Raw genomic sequence first — 17,774 nt, forward strand, 5'->3', positions numbered from 1 at the left:
ACCAATACATACATGAGACAACATAGCTTCATCGCTTTGCTGAGCGCAGTCGTCCTCCTGACGACGCAGTGCGCCCGGCAAACGAACTCACAAAAAACGAGTGATCGACAGGGGGGGACGAAGGTGGCTGCGAACCGGCCACGTCGAACGGAGATACTCTTCCTGGGCGATAACGGGCACCACCGGCCCATCGAGCGCGTGCCGGAGATTATGGCCGCACTGGGTAACAAGGGAATAAACTTTACCTACACGGATAAGCTGGAAGACCTGAACCCCGAAAACCTGAATAAGTACGACGGGCTGCTGATCTACGCCAACTGGGACAGCATTCCGAAACCGCAGGAGAAAGCCATGCTCGATTACGTCGCTGCGGGCCACGGAATCATTCCGGTGCATTGCGCATCGTTCTGCTTTCGGAACTCCCCCGAATACGTCGATAAAGTGGTGGGCGGGCAGTTCTGGCGGCACCGAATGGATACCATTCAAACGCGGTTTACCCAGCCGAACAGCCCAATCGTAGCGGGCCTGCCGTCGTTCAAGGCGTACGACGAAACCTACCTGCACAGTCATCTGCAACCCGACAACAACGTACTGGCCGTTCGGGAGGTAAAAGCCGATCAGTTCAAAGACCTGGCTGATGCCGGTCGGCCCAACGCGAAAGAGGAGCCGTATACCTGGACCCGGACGTACGGCAAAGGCCGGATGTTTTACACCGCCTATGGACACGATGAGCGCACCTGGCGGCAACCCGGTTTCCAGCAACTGCTGGAGCGCGGTATTCTATGGGCCGTGGGCGATGACGTGAAAAAACTGCACGACGACCTGAAACCGCAGGCATTCGCGTATAAGGAAGCGCCCCAACTACCGAACTACGAGAATCGTCCCGGCCCACAGATGGAGCAACTGCCCCTGTCGCCCGAAGAGTCGATGAAACATATTCAGGTACCGGCCGACTTTACGCTCGATCTGTTTGCCCATGAGCCGAACGTGATGCACCCCATCGCCATGGCCTGGGACGAACGGGGTCGGCTCTACGCACTGATTACCAAAGATTACCCGAACGAGCGCAAGCCCGAAGGCGGTTCCGACCTGATCGTGATCTGTGAAGACACCGATAAAGACGGCAAAGCGGATAAGTTTACCAACTTCGCCGAAGGACTGAGCATCCCGACGGGCATGGCCTTTGGCAACGGTGGGCTATATGTGTCGCAGGCTCCGCACATGCTGTTTTTGCAGGACACCAACGGCGACGACAAAGCCGACGTCAAAAAGGTCCTGTTTACGGGTTTCGGTACCTTCGATACCCACGCCGGACCCAGCAACCTGCACTACGGTTTCGATAACTGGATCTGGGGCAGCGTGGGTTACGCTGGTTTCAAAGGACTGGTCGGCGACAGCAAAGACTCGATCCAGTTCGGGCAGGGCTTCTTCCGGTTCAAGCCCGACGGGTCGAAACTGGAATACATGACCAGCACGTCGAACAACACGTGGGGCCTGGGCTTCACCGAAACGGGCGACGTCTTCGGCAGTACTGCCAACAACGCACACGGTTGGTACATGGCTATTCCGAATCAGTATTTCCACGGTGGTATGCACCTGCGCGAGAACGGCAGCCGGAGCACCGACACGCACAAAGACATGAAGCCGATTACCGAGAAGGTGCGGCAGGTCGACGTGTTTGGTGGTTTCACGGCAGCAGCCGGGCACAACTTCTACACGGCCCGCGCGTTCCCGAAAAAGTACTGGAACAAAATCGCGTTTGTATCGGAGCCGACCGGGCACATCGTTCACCAGAACGTACTGCAAAAAGACGGTACCGACTTTGAAGATGCCGAAGGGTTCAACCTGATGGCCGGTGCCGACGAGTGGTTTGCGCCCGTCTTCGCCGAAACCGGTCCCGACGGCGCGGTGTGGGTGGTCGACTGGTACAGCTACATCATTCAGCACAACCCCACGCCACAAGGTGCCAAAAACGGAGCTGGTAATGCCTACGAAACCCCCCTGCGCGACTTTACCCACGGCCGTATCTACCGCGTCGGCTACGGTAAAGCACCTGCTTACACACCGCTGGTACTGAGCAAGGATCGGCCGGCTGAACTGGTCGCTGCGCTGAAAAACAGCAATATGTTCTGGCGCATGACTGCCCAGCGGCTGTTGGTCGACCGGAAGAACAAAGACGTCGTACCGCAACTGATTGCACTGGTCAATGACCAATCGACGGATGAGATCGGCAACAACCCGGCAGCCATTCACGCACTCTGGACCCTACAGGGACTGGGCGCACTGGACGGTTCCGATCAACAGGCGCTGGCGGCTGCTACGCAGGCCCTGAAACACCCTGTCGCTTACGTTCGCCGGGCCGCCGTTCAGGCATTGCCCAGAACGGCCGAAACGGCTACGGCTGTGCTCAACGCCAACCTGATGACCGATACCGAGCCATTGGTGGTATTGAGTTCGCTGCTGAAGCTATCGGAGGTGCCGCAGTCGCCCGCCGTACAACAGGCGATTCTGGCGCGGCTCGACAAATCGACGGACGTGAACGACCGCTGGTTGCCCGAAGCCTTTGCCAGTGCCCTGGTTGGTGAGGATGGCCGGTTGATGAAAGCGTATCTGAAACAAGTGGGGATGAACGCGCCGAAAACGGCGCCGACCCACGACATGAGTCAGCATCAGCACGACGCCCATGGTCCCAACGCGTCGGCGGCAACGACACCGGCACCAGCGTCGACCCCGGCCAAACCCGCTGGTATGACATCGGCTGATAAACCGGACCTGATCGTTGCTGCCATTCGTACGACGCCACAAAGCCCGGCCCTGCGTGAGCGGGCGCAGATCTTCGTCGACGTAACGAACGCGGGTGGGGTCGAAATTCCGGCGGGTACGCCCATCCCGTTGTCGATTCGTATCGAAGGACCATCGAATGCGACGGATAAGTCGAAGATCGATTACGTCAGCATGGCACACACTACCGGCATCAAGCCCGGCGAAACGGTCACGATCAGCAAGGGGAACAACGGCCCGTGGTCGACTGACTTCAACGTTAACTTCGACCGCCCCGGCGATTACACGATCACGGTGATGCTGGACCGGGATAACAAAATCGTGGAAGGCAACGAGCAGAACAACAACAAGTCGCATAAGCTGACGTACCGCGCTCCGCAGAATATGAGTTCGTACGTGCTCGAACGGGCCAGCCGTAGTTACGCGTCGGTAGCCCCCATCGATTCGGTCATGGCATTGTTGCGGCAAAGTCAGCAAATGGGAGCGGAGCAGGGACAGGCTATCGTAAAAGGCGTCAGCGAAGGCTGGAATCCGAAAAAGAAAGTTACGATCCGCCCCGACGACCGGACATTCCTGGCCAGTCTGAACAGCTCGGCATCGGCCGACAATCAGCTTCGGCTTCAGCGGCTCTACGAAGCGTGGGGCCTGGTAAGCGAGCAGCCTGCCGATCCGAACGTCGAAGTGATCCGGATGAAAACGGTACGTGAGGCTATGCGTTTCGACCGGAAAGAGTTTACCGTAACGGCGGGCAAGCAGGTAGAGATCGTACTCGAAAACCCCGACGCCATGCAGCATAACCTGGTTATCGGTAAGCCGAAGAGTATGGACGTAATCGGTAGCGCGGCTGATAAGATGATTACGGCGAAAGACGGGGCGGAGAAAAACTACGTACCGTCGATTCCGCAGGTCATTGCCGCAACGGCGCTCGTCAATCCCGATCAGACCGTCCGGCTGCGCTTTACGGTTCCGAACACCCCCGGCGACTACCCATACGTCTGCACCTTCCCCGGCCACTGGCGCCTGATGAACGGGGTGATGCGGGTAATTTCCGCCAAAACGGCATCGGTGAGTAAATAATAAAATGATTGAATGATTGAGTGATTGAATGAACGGTCCGCCGTCGCGGTGAATAACTGCGTTAGCTCATTCACCGCGACGGCGGACCGTTCACTCTTTCGTTTGCTGGTCGTTGAGCCGTAGGTTGGTTATAACGAGCGAAGGGTTTAGCGCAATTACCGAAACGGCAATTGCGCTAAACCCTTCGCTCGTTACGTGAATGCCGTTTCTGTACGAATTTCTATATATCAACTACGAAGTCTATGCCTCGTCAGTAATTGATCCCGACCATTGACCCATTCTATCATTCAATCACTCCATCACTCAATTAGTCAATCCGGCGTACTGCCGGGAGACGTTGCTCAGATGGGGGTTGACAAGCGCGTCGGGCGGAATCTGAATCGTGAACTCACTCCCCTGACCGACTTCGCTTTTTACCCAGATATCCCAGTTGTGTGCCTGGACAATGCGCTGCACGTAGCTCAAGCCGAGGCCGAAACCTTTCACGCTGGGGCTGTTGCGGTCCTGAACGCGGTAGAAAGGCTGGAAAATGTGGGGGATGACTGTTGGCGCGATGCCGACCCCCCGGTCTTTTACCGAAATTACAAAGCCGTCGACTGAAGATTTGGTTTGGATCGTTACATCGGGCGCATCGGCGCTGTACTTGATGGCGTTGTCGAGCAGGTTGTGCAGGATATTGGTCAGGTGCATCCGATCGGCCATCAGGTGATGGTTATTCGAGCCCAGATTAAGTTGCAGGTAGTCGCCATGCCGTTCGGCGATGGAAGACAGCAGGTCGTTGAGGGAAATCGGCTCCTGATTGAGCGATAACGTGTTGTTGTCGGCACGGGCCAGCGTCAGAATCATCTCGACCTGCTTTTGCAGGCGTTCGTTTTCCTCGCGAATGATCCGAAAATACTTCCGGGCGCGCTCCGGCTGATTCTGGGCGATGGGCGAGTCGAGAATATCGATTGCCATCCGGATCGCGGTGATCGGCGTCTGAAACTCATGGACGATGGCATTGAGCGATTCCGTCTTTACGGTCGACTGCTGCTTTTGCGTCATTAGTTGCCAGAACGCGTATCCGAACAACACCTGCGCAAATAAGGCCAGCACGAGCATGACCAGCCAACGCAGCGCCGGCTGACTAGTCAGCGAAAAATGGTCAAGCCCCGGCCAGCTAACACATAGTAGCCCAACTGTCAGAATTGCCAGAAAAAGCGCAATGATTAATAGAAGTTGTAATGTAGAGCGATGCGGCATATCGCCTGGGTTTTAAGGTACGATAAAGCTGTAAACAGCAACGGCTATAATGTAGAGCGCAAAGCAATTAAGTTATGTAAATATGGGTACGGAATTAATAAAAAGAAAAAAAAGTAAACAAAAAATCCCGCTCGGGGCGGGATCAGAAAAACGGAAGTATCCTACGAATGCGTACGATTGGCCTACTTATTGATCAATTGGAGGCCAATCGTAACCTATTACTCAGTATCAGGCTGTTTGCGTAGTGTCGTCTGTCGCCGGAGTGGGTTCTGCTGCGGCCGGTTTTTTGGGTTGGGCCGGACGCGTGCGCGACGACGAGGTTGGCTTAGCAGCCGGACGAGCCGGGGTGCGCTGAGCCGCTGGCGTTGCCGGTGTCTGTTCCGATTTTTCGGCCGATTCTACTTTCTTGCTGATCGCGCGTTTAGCGTTTTTGGCAGCCTTCTTCGCGTTTTTAGCGGCTTTGTTCGACTCTTTCTTCGCTTTCTTGGCAACGGCTTTGGCCGACTTGTCGGTCTTCTTCTCCGTCTTGCTCATCAACTTGGTCAGCTTCTTGGCCAGCTTTTCTGCCGATTTTTCAATCGACTTCTTCATTTTTTTGGTAGCTGTGCCTGCTTCGCCTAGTTTTGCTTCGATCGAACTGATCAGATCGGTGGCCAGTGACTGGTGTTGGGACTTGTTCTTTGGGGTTGCCATAATTGGAAGAAAAAAATTTACAAAGAAATACGAAAAATTTGGCAGAATCAAAAGGGTAATGTTAAGTTTTTGTTACGTTTTCTGCACAAAATCCCAACAAATGATCCCCGCCGTGACGGCAATGTTGAGCGAGTGTTTCGTTCCGAACTGGGGCACCTCCAGTACACTATCTGCCTGTTCGACAACGGCTTCCTGAACGCCGGTTACCTCATTGCCCAGTACGAACGCATAGCGCTGCTCCGGCTCCGGCTGAAAATCCGCCAGACTTACGCTGCCTTCCGCCTGCTCGACTGCCATCACCCGCCAGCCCGCCTGTTGCAGTTGTGTGATAAGTTGTGTAATATCCGATACGTGCTCCCAATCGACGGATTCGGTAGCGCCCAGGGCCGTTTTCGTAATGTCGCGGTGGGGCGGCTGACCGGTTATGCCACAGAGGTACAACTTTTCCGCGCGAAAAGCATCGGCCGTACGAAAAACAGAACCGACATTGTTCATACTGCGGACATCGTCCAGAATCAGGCAGTAAGGGAACTTGGGGGCCGCTTTGAAAGCATCGACAGACAGTCGGTTCAGTTCGTCCAGAATAAGTTTACGGGGGGGCATATTGTGCAGTGATGGTGGAAAATGGGCGCAAAGAAAATCTATACCGTTGGTTGTCCGGCTACGCCCGGCTCGATAATGATGCGTTTCACAAGTGGAAATTGCTGACGAATTGTCTGTCGAATGGCGGGAATCGTTCTGTTTATGTCATCGATGGTGAGCCGGTCGTTGAAGTCGATTACCAGAATGAGGAACACTTCCTCCGGTGCCATATACATCGATGGCGATTCCAGTACCGCCGATACGGCCGGGTCTGCCTCAATCATTGTCACGATCCGTTCCAGCGTCTCCTGACTCATGCTTTCGCCCATGAGCAGGCTTCGGCTTTCGCGGGCCAGCATTAGCGATACCGCCGTCAGGATAAGCCCGATAATGATGGAGGCAATGCCGTCGAAGAGGGGATTGTTTAACTGGTGACCCAGAAAGACGCCCAGAAAAGCAACGATCAATCCCAACAGGTCGGACGCGTCTTCAAACAGCACGACAAACGTCGACGGGTCTTTACTGCCTTTGACGGCCGACCAGAACGGCGTCGTACCGCGTTGCCGGTTGAATTCGCGCAGGGCTGTTACGAACGACGTGCCGTCGAGCGCGAACGCTATCCCCAGCACGACATAGTTCCAATATGGGTCTTCGATGGATTTGGGGTGTTGCAGGTGCGTAATGCCCTCGTAGAACGAAACGCCCCCACCAATGCCAAAGATCAGAATCGAAACGATAAACGCCCAGAAATACAACTCTTTCCCATACCCGAACGGACGATTGGCATCGGCCGGTTTATGACTGCGCTTGATGCCGATTAGCAGCAGGATCTCGTTGAGCGTATCGACCAGCGAGTGAATACCCTCCGAAATCATTGCCGAGCTACCCGTCACACTGGCGGCAATGAACTTGGTGGCAGCAATCCCCAGATTCGCAGCCAGCGCACTATAAATCGGCAGTTTAGAGGCAGCCATAAACGGTTGTTGTCGCTAATGCCAACCGGCCAGGGAAGGAATTGTTTATCCAGCTATCCTACCGCCTATGTCAAATCACAATAAGAACGGCTCAAACTCACTTGTTCCTAACTCGCCGATGCACTAGGGGAAAATTCTAAGGATTTTTACTGAGTAGTTGGCGAACAAGATGTAGATACACAGGTTACGTATCCGTAGTGTTATTAAAATAAGATTAAAGAAACGGTTATGGAAAACATGGAGAATCTTTTCAGCTACTCGTCTGTACAGTACGACATTATCAATCACGTGCTGGTATTGGGGGTGGGCGCTATGATGTCGGGACTCGCTTATTTCATCATGACGATAAAAGACAGTTCACCCCGTTATCGGTTGACCTCGGTCATATCATCCGTCGTTATGGTGTCGGCGGCTCTGATTCTGTTTAATCAGCAGCAAAGCTGGCAGCATGCGTTTGCGTGGGATGGCAACAAGTGGAATCCATCGGCTACTACCTTTTCCAATGGCTTCCGGTATGTCAACTGGTCGATCGACGTGCCGATGCTGCTCACGCAGTTACTAATCGTGCTGGGCGTGTCGGGTGCTGCTTTCCGCCGGCGCTGGGTTGGTCTGGTCGTCGCGGGTATCCTGATGATTTATACCGGCTACGTCGGGCAGTTTTACGAAACGACAGACATTACCAAGCTACTGATCTGGGGTGCCATCAGTACCGTGTTCATGATCTACATCTGCTACATCGTGGGTATCTCGATTGCTGAGACGAATGTAAGTATGCCGCCAAAGGCCGCCAGACTGGCCAAAGCGCTTTTCTGGTTACTCGTCGTTGCCTGGACATTGTACCCGATCGCGTACCTGATTCCCTGGCTGTCGCCGACGCCGAACGGTATGGTTGCCCGGCAGATCCTGTACACCATCGCCGACATCACCTCGAAAGTGATTTACGGGGTGATGCTGGGTCAACTGGCGACCCGACTGAGTGCGGCAGAAGGCTATGAGCCCGCCCGCGAATCGATGAAATCAGTCATTTACGGACGAGACTAAAAGTCGTCGCTTGTCCGGTTGTTCCAGTCGCTTGCTATAGGTGAATGGAACAACCGGGTAAGCTGCCCGGTCAGCCAACGGCAGGGTCGAACATTGCTTAGCCACCCAGGGTTCAGTGTATGAACCGATACACTTCATTGCGCGATTATGGCCATTCAGCATTATAAGGTATTGCACGATTACGTTCAGGCCAACGAAACGGTGGTGGATGAGTATGATGATGTTGTACTACCGCTACTGGAAGGGGCGTTGCCGGCCGATTTGACAGGTGTGCTGTACCGCAACGGAAACGGTCGGTTTGCGCATCAGGGGGTGTGGTACGATCATCTGTTCGACGGCGATGGTATGATTTCGCGTTTCGAATTCGACGGCCAACGGGTATGCTACCGCAACCGATACGTACGCACACGGGAGTTCCTGGAAGAGGAGAAAGCGGGTCGGATGCTGCACCGGAGTTTCGGGACGAACCTGCCGGGGGGCTTACTGAAAAATGCCTTCCGCATGCAGTTTAAAAACGCAGCCAATACCAGCGTTGTCAGTCATGGCGGGCATATGATGGCGCTTTGGGAAGGTGGCTGGCCCCACCGCATCGATCCGGCCACGCTCGACACCATCGACCGTTACGACTACGATGGCGTACTGAAAAACCAGTTCTCGTGGCTCGACAGTCAGATTATGCCGGAACTGCCGTTTTCGGCGCACCCCAAGATTCATTCCGACACGGGTGTGCTGTACAATTTCGGTACGGTGGCCGGTACGAAGCAACGGCTGGTACTGTACAAAGTCGATCCTGCCGGCAAGGCAATGATCGATCAGGTGATTGAGATGGACGATATGACCTTCTCACACGATTTTGTCGTCACGCAAAGCGGTCATCGAATCCTGTTTCTGACGCCCGTTGCCTTCGATATGCCACGGGCGCTGCTTGGTCTGACTTCTCCGGCAGCTTCGATTCGGGTCGACCGCGACAAGCCGACACTGGTCCTGGTTATCGACCCCGATGGCACAATTCACCGGCTGACGACCGACTTCTGCTTTGTCTTTCACTTTGTCAACGGCTATCAGGAGCGCGACGGGACGCTTATTGTCGATGGACTGATGCTGGATTATTTCCCGGAATCGGAGTTGATGAAAGCGTACCTGAACGGCGACGTTGCCGACGACGGTACGGGTGCCCGCTTCACCCGCTACGTGATCGACCTGGCTGGTAAGCGGGTAACACACAAACCACTGGCTGATTATGAGGGGGAATTACCCGAAGTTCATCCCGATCGGGTCGGTAAATCGTACCAGTACGCCTGGGGCATTGGTCGGCCGCTGAGCCATAGTCGCCCGTTGGCCGATCAGCTTGTCAAGATCGACGTGACAACCGGACAAGGTATACATACCGGCGATGATCACACCCTGCCGAGTGAACCGATCGTTGTGCCTCGACCCGGAAGTACGGCGGAGGACGACGCGTGGCTGCTGTATTTACTGTTCGATGATCGAACGAGAACGACGGACCTGATTGTCGCCGATGCCGCCACGCTGACTACTACTGCCCGCCTGCGACTACCCCACAACATTCCCCTCGGTTTTCACGGCATGTGGTTGCCGCAACTGTAGAGACGCGACCCCTCGCGTCTCATTACCCGGATGGCTTCGTCTACATTATAGTTTGGCTGACACGGCATGTGATTGCTGACGCGTGCTGAGACGCAAAGTATTGCGTCTCTACATTAACCGGATGGTTTTTTACTGTGATAGCCCTGCTGGTTCGTTGGCTGAAACGGCAGGGTTCCCCTGAAAAATTGCTATATTTGTCTAGATCAGCCTACGATAAATTTAGTGAAAACAGCCGCTCCAACTAAGTCATCCGCGAAGAAAAACGAAACGCCCCTCAACCGCCAATACAACCAGATCAAGGCTAAATATCCGGGAGCGCTGCTGCTCTTTCGCGTTGGTGATTTCTACGAAACGTTCGGTGAAGATGCCGTGCGGGCCAGTAAAATTCTGGGCATTACGCTCACCAAACGCAACAACGGCGGGTCCAACGAAGAACTGGCTGGTTTCCCGCATCACTCCCTCGATACACACCTGCCCAAGCTCGTTCGGGCTGGCGAACGCGTCGCCATCTGCGATCAGCTCGAAGACCCGGCGCTGGCCAAAGGAATCGTCCGGCGGGGCGTTACGGAACTGGTGACGCCCGGCGTTTCCTACAACGATAACGTACTCGACACCCGGCGCAACAACTATCTGGCCGCCATTCAGTTCGGCAAGGGCGAGGATGAGTTTGGGGTGTCGTTTCTGGATATATCGACGGGTGAATTTCTGGCGTCGCAGGGCAATGCCGCTTACGTCGATAAACTGCTACAGAGCTTCAACCCGTCGGAGGTATTGTACTGCAAGCGCAACCGGCAGGAGTTTGGGGCGCTCTTCGGCGACAAGTTTCACACGTATACGCTCGAAGACTGGGCGTTCACCTACGACTTCGGCTATAACTTTCTGCGGCAGCATTTCCAGACGACCTCGCTCAAGGGGTTTGGCATCGAAGGGTTGCCCGATGGCATCATCGCGGCTGGCGTAATTCTGCACTACCTCAACGAGACCGAGCACAAAGACCTGCAGCACATTACGCGTATTACGCGGCTGGAGGAAGACCGCTACGTCTGGCTCGATCGCTTTACGATTCGTAACCTCGAACTGACCGTCGCGCAGCAGGAGGGGGGCGTCCCGCTGATTCAGATTCTCGATCAGACCGTGACGCCGATGGGTGCGCGGCTGCTGCGGAAGTGGCTCAACCTGCCGCTTAAAGAAAAAGCCCTGATCGATGAGCGGTTGAACATGGTCGATCTGCTGGTACAGGACCTTGATCTGGCCGACACCATGATGAACCACCTCCGGCAGATTGGTGATCTGGAACGGCTGGTCTCGAAAGTAGCGGTCCGTCGTATCAATCCGCGCGAACTGGTGCAGCTCAAGCGGTCGTTGCAGCACGTACTGCCGATCAAGGAAATGCTGATCACGGCGTTGAGTCAGCCCGACGCACCGGATCGCAACCCGGGGTCCCTGAAAAAGTACGCCGATCAGCTCAACCCCGTCGCGTTTCTGCTCGATCGCATCGAAGCAGAGCTACGCGAAGATCCGCCGACGCTGTCGAATCAGGGGGGGATGATAAAGCCCGGTATCAATGCGGAACTCGATGAACTGACGGCCATTGCCTACACCGGTAAAGACTACCTCGTGCAGTTGCAGGAGCGCGAAATTGAACGGACGGGGATTACGTCGCTCAAGGTGTCGTACAACAAAGTGTTTGGCTACTACCTCGAAGTAACGCACGCGCACAAAAATCGCGTTCCTGACGACTGGATTCGGAAGCAGACGCTGGTAAACGCTGAACGCTACGTCACGCCCGAACTCAAGGAATACGAAGAGAAGATTCTGAACGCTGAAGAGCAGATTTTCCAGATTGAAGCGCGCATGTTCGGCGAACTGGTGCTGGCGGCTGGGGAATATGTCGGGGCTATCCAGCAGAACGCCCGCGTCCTGTCGGTGCTCGACGTCCTGTCGTCGTTTGCGCGGGTCGCGGTGAAGGACAAATACGTTCGGCCGGAAATCAACGAGAGCAAGGCGCTGAAGATCAAAGACGGCCGTCACCCGGTGATCGAGCAGCAACTGCCCCCCGGTGAGCCGTATATTCCGAATGACATTTACCTCGACGACGAAACCCAGCAGATCATCATCATCACGGGGCCGAACATGGCGGGGAAATCGGCGTTGTTGCGACAGACGGCTTTGATTGTACTGATGGCGCAGTCGGGTAGTTTCGTGCCGGCCTCGTCGGCGGCAATCGGTTTGGTCGACAAGATTTTTACGCGGGTCGGGGCCAGTGATAACCTGTCGCGGGGGGAGAGCACGTTTATGGTCGAGATGACCGAGACCGCCAGTATTCTGAACAACCTGAGCGAGCGGAGCCTGGTGCTGATGGATGAGATCGGGCGCGGAACAAGTACCTACGACGGCGTATCGATTGCGTGGGCGATCACGGAATACCTGCACAACAAAACCGATTGCCGCCCCAAAACGCTGTTCGCTACGCACTATCACGAACTGAACGACCTCGCCAACGATAACGAGCGTATCCGCAATTTCAACGTCGCCGTAAAAGAGGTTGGCAACAAAGTAATCTTCCTGCGCAAGCTGAAAGAAGGTGGTTCGGAACACAGCTTCGGCATTCACGTCGCGCAGATGGCGGGTATGCCCGCGCAGATCGTGAGCCGGGCCAGTGAGATTCTGAAGCAGCTCGAATCATCGAACCGGACGGAGCAGAATCGGGAATCGATCCACAACGCTGTGCCGCAGGAGCGGGAACTGGCACTGAAAATATTCGAAGCGGGCGACCCCAAGGCCGAGTTGATCAAGGAAAAACTCCGCGCCATCGACGTCAACCGGCTGACACCCATCGAAGCCTTGTTGAAACTCAACGAACTGCTTAAGCTGGTCGATTAATAGAAAATAAGTTGCCCCTGCTACTAGCTTCAGACAGAATCGGTAGCAGGGGTAACTTATTTTTTGTCGTTTAACAAATCCGTCGAAATTATGCCTACCGTTGGCGTTGAAAATACCATAGCGGGAGCGGGTTGGGGGTGGGGCAGGGCTGTTAAGTTCTAGCCTGTTTACCCCCCAGCCCCCTAAAGGGGGAGTAGTTTGCTTGCAAATTTCACCCCCTTCAGGGGGGCGGGGGGTATGGTTAGCCGAAGGAAATTTGGCTTCTGGTAGTATCAAATCAAGAACTTAACAACCCTGCGGGTTGGGGGTTGGGACTTCGTAGCTGGGTTGGCGGGAGTGTCGGATGCCAGTTTGATCGTTGAATGGGTTGTAATTCTGTGACAGCGTAAGACTGGTATCTGCGGGCTAGTAGCTAGATGAGGTATGCCCTGTCGTTTTCAGTCTTTATTGGTTGTGACAACATCTACTACGTATTCTCTTCTGCTGCTGACCGCCAGTATTGGCTTCATCATCTGGCTAACCGCGTACAAGCGAGTTAATGCCTTTTTCGCGTTGCTACTAGCCGCACTGGGTGTTGGTTTACTGAGTGGCCAACCGCTGGACAGTATCGCTGGTACGCTGAAAACTGGCTTTGGTCACACGATGGAGAAAATCGGGCTGCTGATTATCCTTGGTACTACGCTGGGCGTTATCTTGGAGCGGACCGGCGCTACGCTGAGCATGGCCAACCGCATACTGCGGCTGGTCGATGAACGCAACGCCCCGCTAGCCATCGCCCTGACGGGGTTTGTCATCGGCTTTCCAATCTTCTGCGACAGTGGGTTCATTATTCTGAGTGGGCTGAATCAGTCGCTGGTGCGCAAAACGCGGATGCCCATGCCGGTTATGGCCGCTGCGCTGGCAACGTCGCTGTATGCCGTACACTGTCTGGTGCCGCCCCATCCGGGGATTACAGCAGCACTCGGTACCATGGGGGGAGATGTCGGTATGGTCATGCTGGTCGGGCTGGGACTCGCTATTCCGGCAACGGCCGTTGGCTACGGCTGGAGTATCTGGCGAGGAAAGATCGTTTCGTACGACCAGCCCGATGCTGCGGCAGAACCGGTAGTCGATGAGCAGCTACCCTCGGCGGGTCTGTCGTTTCTACCGGTCGTTTTGCCAATCATGTTGATTGCTGGTAAATCGCTGGCGCTGCTTACAATCTCAGCGCAACAAGCCACTGAACAGCTGGGGTGGCGACTACTTATTTTCGTCGGCGAACCCGTCGTTGCCCTGGGGGTGGGGATCATTGCGTCGTTGCTGCTCATTCAGTCCCGACACCGCAGCGAACTGACAAACTGGCTGACCGAGGGTGTCGACAAGGCCGGGATGATTATCGCGATTATCGCCGGGGGCGGTATGTTCGGCGAAATGTTGCAGGTGACTGGTATCGGCAAAAGTCTCGGCGATGCCCTGAACGGTCTACCGCTTGGTATTTTCTTTCCGTTTCTGATCGCTGCTTTATTAAAAACGGCGCAAGGTTCCTCGACGGTGGCGGTTATCACGGCGGCTTCGCTGGTAACGCCACTGCTTGCCAGTCTGGGCCTGCAATCGCCGATGGGCGTCACGCTGGCGGTGTTGAGTATGGGGGCCGGGAGTATGGTTGTCAGCCACGCCAACGACGCGTATTTCTGGGTAATCAGCCGCTTTTCTGACCTGCCGACAGCCACCATGTTTCGCGTCTACAGCCTGGCTACCATCGCTATGGGAATCGTTGTACAACTACTGATCTGGGCGCTGTTTTTAGCCCTTAAATAAGTGGCAAAAACGTTGCAGAAATGGCTAAAAATGGCGATATTCAAGGGTAATTAACCAGGTTCACACCCGCAGCCAGCCTGTACATACAACACATAAACAACAAATGGAATTGAACGTATTGAACGCTCCGCTGACGGCCCACGAGATCGAATGGCGGGTACAAAGCCAGACCAAAGATGGCCAGAAAATCATCGTCGTGCCGTACATCACCAACCGGTGTGTGATGCAGCGTTTCGACGAGCAGTTTGGCTGGTCGGGCTGGAACAATGAGATCAAGGAGATCGACGGGGGCTTTCTGTGTACCATCACCGTCATGCTCCCCGATGGTAGTGCCGTAAGTAAAACCGATGGTGCCAGCCGCACGGGTATTGAGCCGGTCAAAGGGGGTATTTCGGATGCGATGAAACGCTGCGCCGTGCAGTTCGGACTGGGCCGGGCGCTGTATGATTTTCCGAAAGTGTTCGTCGAAACGACGGATAAATACATTCCCAGCTGGGCGGTCCCGCTGCTCGACGCCATGGTCGCGAAGATTAACGCCGGCGGTGCCGTCCGCGATGTCGTCGTGCTCAAACCCGAACACGCCAAGCCTGCGCGAGTCGCGTGAAACAACGTAAGCTGTAAACAGCCAGCTGTCTTAAAAAGACAAAAAGCGTCCCGGCTCCGGGACGCTTTTTTAGTAGATAAACCAATCGGCTATTTCCCACTACCCAGCGCGGCCGGTACGCTGCCCATGCCCTGCGACAAAGTCTGAAGTTTCTCCGACAGTGATGTGATTGCCTTTTTATACTGTGCTTCGATAGCGGGCAGGTTCGCTGTTGATTTCAGCGATGCTTCGTAGAGCAGACCGGGCAGCATCCACGATGCGTACCCACTGTTCGGGTCCGACGAAGCATAGAGCGATTTATACCAGCCCCCGAAGGCGTTGCCCTTAGGGTCGATAAACGAGCGTTCCAGCATCCGTAGCTCGCGATTCAGCGCCACCAGTTTGTCGGTGCGGCCTGCCTTGAGATACTGCTGCCGGGCGGCTTCGGCTGCATCGGCGTTACGGCTTAACTCGGTAACAGCGTCGAGCAGGGGCTTGATCGAGTAGGTGGGCGCGTAGGCCTGAATGGCTTTCTCGGCGGCCTTCAGATGAACGGCTAGATCGGCCGGGTACCGTTTGACGTCGTAGGGTACCAGATCAGCGTTGGCCAGTCGCAGCGTCATCGTTCCGACAACCTGCTCCATCATCGGACCCATCTTGTAGGTTGGATCGGCGAACTTGTCGTAGAAAAACAGATCGTCGTACTGCGAGTGGTACAGCGTGGGGCCTTCCATTCCGGCGCTCAACGACGGAATGCCGATGTGCATGTATGGCGCAATATGGTCGGAACCACCGCCGAGGTTACCGATCGTCGGTTCACCATCGCCCACCGCCGGGGCCGACGAACCCGTTACACGCGTCGGGTTACCAGCGGCCCGGTTGCCCATCCAGTGCTGATACACCGTTTTGTTGGAATCGGGGTATTGTACGGCCTGCGTCGCTTCGATAATCAGCTTTTTCATACTCGGTGATGCACTCGCACCGAACGTCCGACCCGACACGGCCGCGTCGTAATTCATATACGCCACTGCCTTCTGCGTCAGCTCGTCGCGGAACTGCTCGCTCCATTCGGCTGAGCCGATCACGCCCGGCTCTTCGGCATCCCAATGGCAGACTTTGATCGTCCGGCGGGGTTTCTGCCCGGCCTTGGCCATTTTGCCCAGCGACTCGGTCATACTCAGTAGCATGGCGGTGCCGGAGTTGGGGTCAGTCGCGCCGTATGACCAGGCGTCGTAGTGGCACCCGGCAATGATCCATTCGTCCGGAAATTCGGTACCGGTCAGCGTGCCGACAACCTGATAGATGCGCTGAATCGCTTTTTCCTGCTTGACCATCAGTCGCACTTTTAGGGTCGGCCCACCTTCAAGCCGGTAGGTGAAGGGAAGACCACCCTGCCAGCCGTTGGGTACGGGACGGGCACCCGCCATGCGTTTCAGTATCTCGGTGGCCGACCCATACGGCAATGGGGTCACCGGAATCGTGTGCAGCCCGACGGCTTGCTGATCGAGTCGTTTGGGGGTGTTTTTCGCGTCCAGGGGCAGTGCTGCTTCGCCGGGCGTGAGCGGATCGCCGGTGTAGGGCGTGGTTAGCAACGAACCGCGCTGAATGATACTTTCCGAGTAATACGGTCCCTCGGGAAAAGTCAGCCCGCGCATGTAGCCGGAATCCGACGGATCGGTGAAGATGATGACGCCCGCAGCACCGGCTGCCTGCGCAAACTGCGCTTTGTAACCCCGGAAGTTACCACCGTAGCGCGCCAGTACGATCTTGTCCTTGACCGATATGCCCATCGCCTTCAACTGCTCGAAATCCTCCTTACGTCCGTAGTTGGCGTAGACGACTTCGCGCGTTACGTCGCCCGACCCCGACCAGGCATTATAGCCGGGCGTCAGGCGCGGGTCACTGGCGTATTTGTCCTGCGTGAAGATGAACTCCTTGATGTTGAGGGGTTGCCGGATGGGCTCGACCAGTTCGACGGCAATCTCACCGGGACCCTTTGGCAGCAGCACATCGTGCGGATAGATGTCGACCTGCCAGCCCGCCTTGCGCATGGTTTCGGCGATGTAGTCGCGGACCTGTTCATTCTCTTTCGAGCCCGTAATGTGCGGTACGCTACTCAGCTTTTCCAGGTGATTTTTAAACGCAGTCGACGATTGTTTTGCTTTAAAATCGGCCTCGATTTTGTACTGATCGGCCTGTCGGGCCGGTACGAAGCCGGACAAAGACTGCTGCGCGAACGATGAGGATAGATTGACAATCAGCGCACTAATGGCTATTGCGCATTTACTGATCATGTACGGTTGCTTCATATATATTTGGTTAACATAGATTAAAAAATTACGACCTTGCCCAATTTATGTAAAAACCGGAATAATATTTGGTAGTGGTACGTTTAATAAATAAAAGTCTACGCAGGTTTTCTATTTGCTTAGACATTATTCCGACGAAATTGGACTATTGCTATTTCGTCGGCCCTACGTCCACACGACTGCTTGCTAGGGGTTACTACTCAG

Annotated in this window: 11 protein-coding genes; 6 read left to right on the forward strand and 5 right to left on the reverse strand. The window is 55.2% G+C overall.

All coding sequences use genetic code 11. The features are described 5' to 3' along the window. The first annotated feature begins 12 nt into the window (after positions 1-12). Positions 13-3,858: a PVC-type heme-binding CxxCH protein gene (locus tag CLV58_RS10450; protein WP_106137736.1), complete on the forward strand. Its 3,846-nt coding sequence runs from the start codon at positions 13-15 to the stop codon at positions 3,856-3,858. Between the two features lie 303 nt (positions 3,859-4,161). Here the strand turns inward: CLV58_RS10450 and CLV58_RS10455 are convergent, their stop codons facing one another. The 4 genes from CLV58_RS10455 to CLV58_RS10470 form a co-directional block, all read right to left on the reverse strand. Further along, the gene (locus CLV58_RS10455) at positions 4,162-5,100 is read right to left on the reverse strand and encodes a sensor histidine kinase (protein ID WP_106137737.1); all 939 of its coding nucleotides are present in this window, start codon (positions 5,098-5,100) and stop codon (positions 4,162-4,164) included. Positions 5,101-5,328: 228 nt separating this feature from the next. After that, positions 5,329-5,793: a hypothetical protein gene (locus tag CLV58_RS10460; RefSeq protein ID WP_106137798.1), complete on the reverse strand. Its 465-nt coding sequence runs from the start codon at positions 5,791-5,793 to the stop codon at positions 5,329-5,331. Between the two features lie 72 nt (positions 5,794-5,865). Beyond that, positions 5,866-6,396, reverse strand: coding sequence for an RNA methyltransferase (locus CLV58_RS10465; RefSeq protein WP_106137738.1), 531 nt, complete (start codon positions 6,394-6,396; stop codon positions 5,866-5,868). A gap of 38 nt (positions 6,397-6,434) precedes the next feature. Next, positions 6,435-7,349, reverse strand: a complete 915-nt coding sequence (locus CLV58_RS10470) for a cation diffusion facilitator family transporter (RefSeq protein WP_106137739.1) — start codon at positions 7,347-7,349, stop codon at positions 6,435-6,437. A gap of 237 nt (positions 7,350-7,586) precedes the next feature. Here CLV58_RS10470 and CLV58_RS10475 point away from each other — a divergent pair, with 237 nt between their 5' ends. The 5 genes from CLV58_RS10475 (at position 7,587) to CLV58_RS10495 (ending at position 15,282) form a co-directional block, all read left to right on the forward strand. Then, entirely contained in the window at positions 7,587-8,390 is an 804-nt protein-coding gene (locus tag CLV58_RS10475) for a bacteriorhodopsin (protein WP_170108677.1), read from the forward strand. Positions 8,391-8,537: 147 nt separating this feature from the next. Continuing rightward, on the forward strand, positions 8,538-9,998 hold the full coding sequence (locus CLV58_RS10480; protein WP_106137741.1) for a carotenoid oxygenase family protein: 1,461 nt from the start codon (positions 8,538-8,540) through the stop codon (positions 9,996-9,998). Between the two features lie 222 nt (positions 9,999-10,220). Continuing rightward, complete coding sequence (gene mutS, locus CLV58_RS10485; RefSeq protein WP_106137742.1) at positions 10,221-12,881, forward strand: DNA mismatch repair protein MutS; 2,661 nt, start codon at positions 10,221-10,223, stop codon at positions 12,879-12,881. Positions 12,882-13,334: 453 nt separating this feature from the next. After that, positions 13,335-14,678 carry a GntP family permease gene (locus CLV58_RS10490; protein ID WP_211300842.1) on the forward strand — a complete coding sequence of 448 codons (1,344 nt, stop codon included), beginning with the start codon at positions 13,335-13,337 and terminating at the stop codon, positions 14,676-14,678. Positions 14,679-14,781: 103 nt separating this feature from the next. After that, positions 14,782-15,282: a Rad52/Rad22 family DNA repair protein gene (locus CLV58_RS10495; protein WP_106137744.1), complete on the forward strand. Its 501-nt coding sequence runs from the start codon at positions 14,782-14,784 to the stop codon at positions 15,280-15,282. A gap of 89 nt (positions 15,283-15,371) precedes the next feature. Here CLV58_RS10495 and CLV58_RS10500 read toward each other — a convergent pair whose 3' ends face one another. Beyond that, complete coding sequence (locus CLV58_RS10500; RefSeq protein ID WP_106137745.1) at positions 15,372-17,570, reverse strand: M28 family peptidase; 2,199 nt, start codon at positions 17,568-17,570, stop codon at positions 15,372-15,374. Positions 17,571-17,774 lie beyond the last annotated feature (204 nt).

The sequence above is a fragment of the Spirosoma oryzae genome (assembly GCF_003002825.1).
GTDB lineage: Bacteria > Bacteroidota > Bacteroidia > Cytophagales > Spirosomataceae > Spirosoma > Spirosoma oryzae.

Bases quoted from the DNA above. Each gene is read 5' to 3' on its own strand.
- CLV58_RS10450 (WP_106137736.1), top strand. From the start codon at position 13: ATGAGACAACATAGCTTCATCGCTTTGCTGAGCGCAGTCGTCCTCCTG.
- CLV58_RS10455 (WP_106137737.1), bottom strand. From the start codon at position 5,100: ATGCCGCATCGCTCTACATTACAACTTCTATTAATCATTGCGCTTTTT.
- CLV58_RS10460 (WP_106137798.1), bottom strand. From the start codon at position 5,793: ATGGCAACCCCAAAGAACAAGTCCCAACACCAGTCACTGGCCACCGAT.
- CLV58_RS10465 (WP_106137738.1), bottom strand. From the start codon at position 6,396: ATGCCCCCCCGTAAACTTATTCTGGACGAACTGAACCGACTGTCTGTC.
- CLV58_RS10470 (WP_106137739.1), bottom strand. From the start codon at position 7,349: ATGGCTGCCTCTAAACTGCCGATTTATAGTGCGCTGGCTGCGAATCTG.
- CLV58_RS10475 (WP_170108677.1), top strand. From the start codon at position 7,587: ATGGAGAATCTTTTCAGCTACTCGTCTGTACAGTACGACATTATCAAT.
- CLV58_RS10480 (WP_106137741.1), top strand. From the start codon at position 8,538: ATGGCCATTCAGCATTATAAGGTATTGCACGATTACGTTCAGGCCAAC.
- CLV58_RS10495 (WP_106137744.1), top strand. From the start codon at position 14,782: ATGGAATTGAACGTATTGAACGCTCCGCTGACGGCCCACGAGATCGAA.
- CLV58_RS10500 (WP_106137745.1), bottom strand. From the start codon at position 17,570: ATGAAGCAACCGTACATGATCAGTAAATGCGCAATAGCCATTAGTGCG.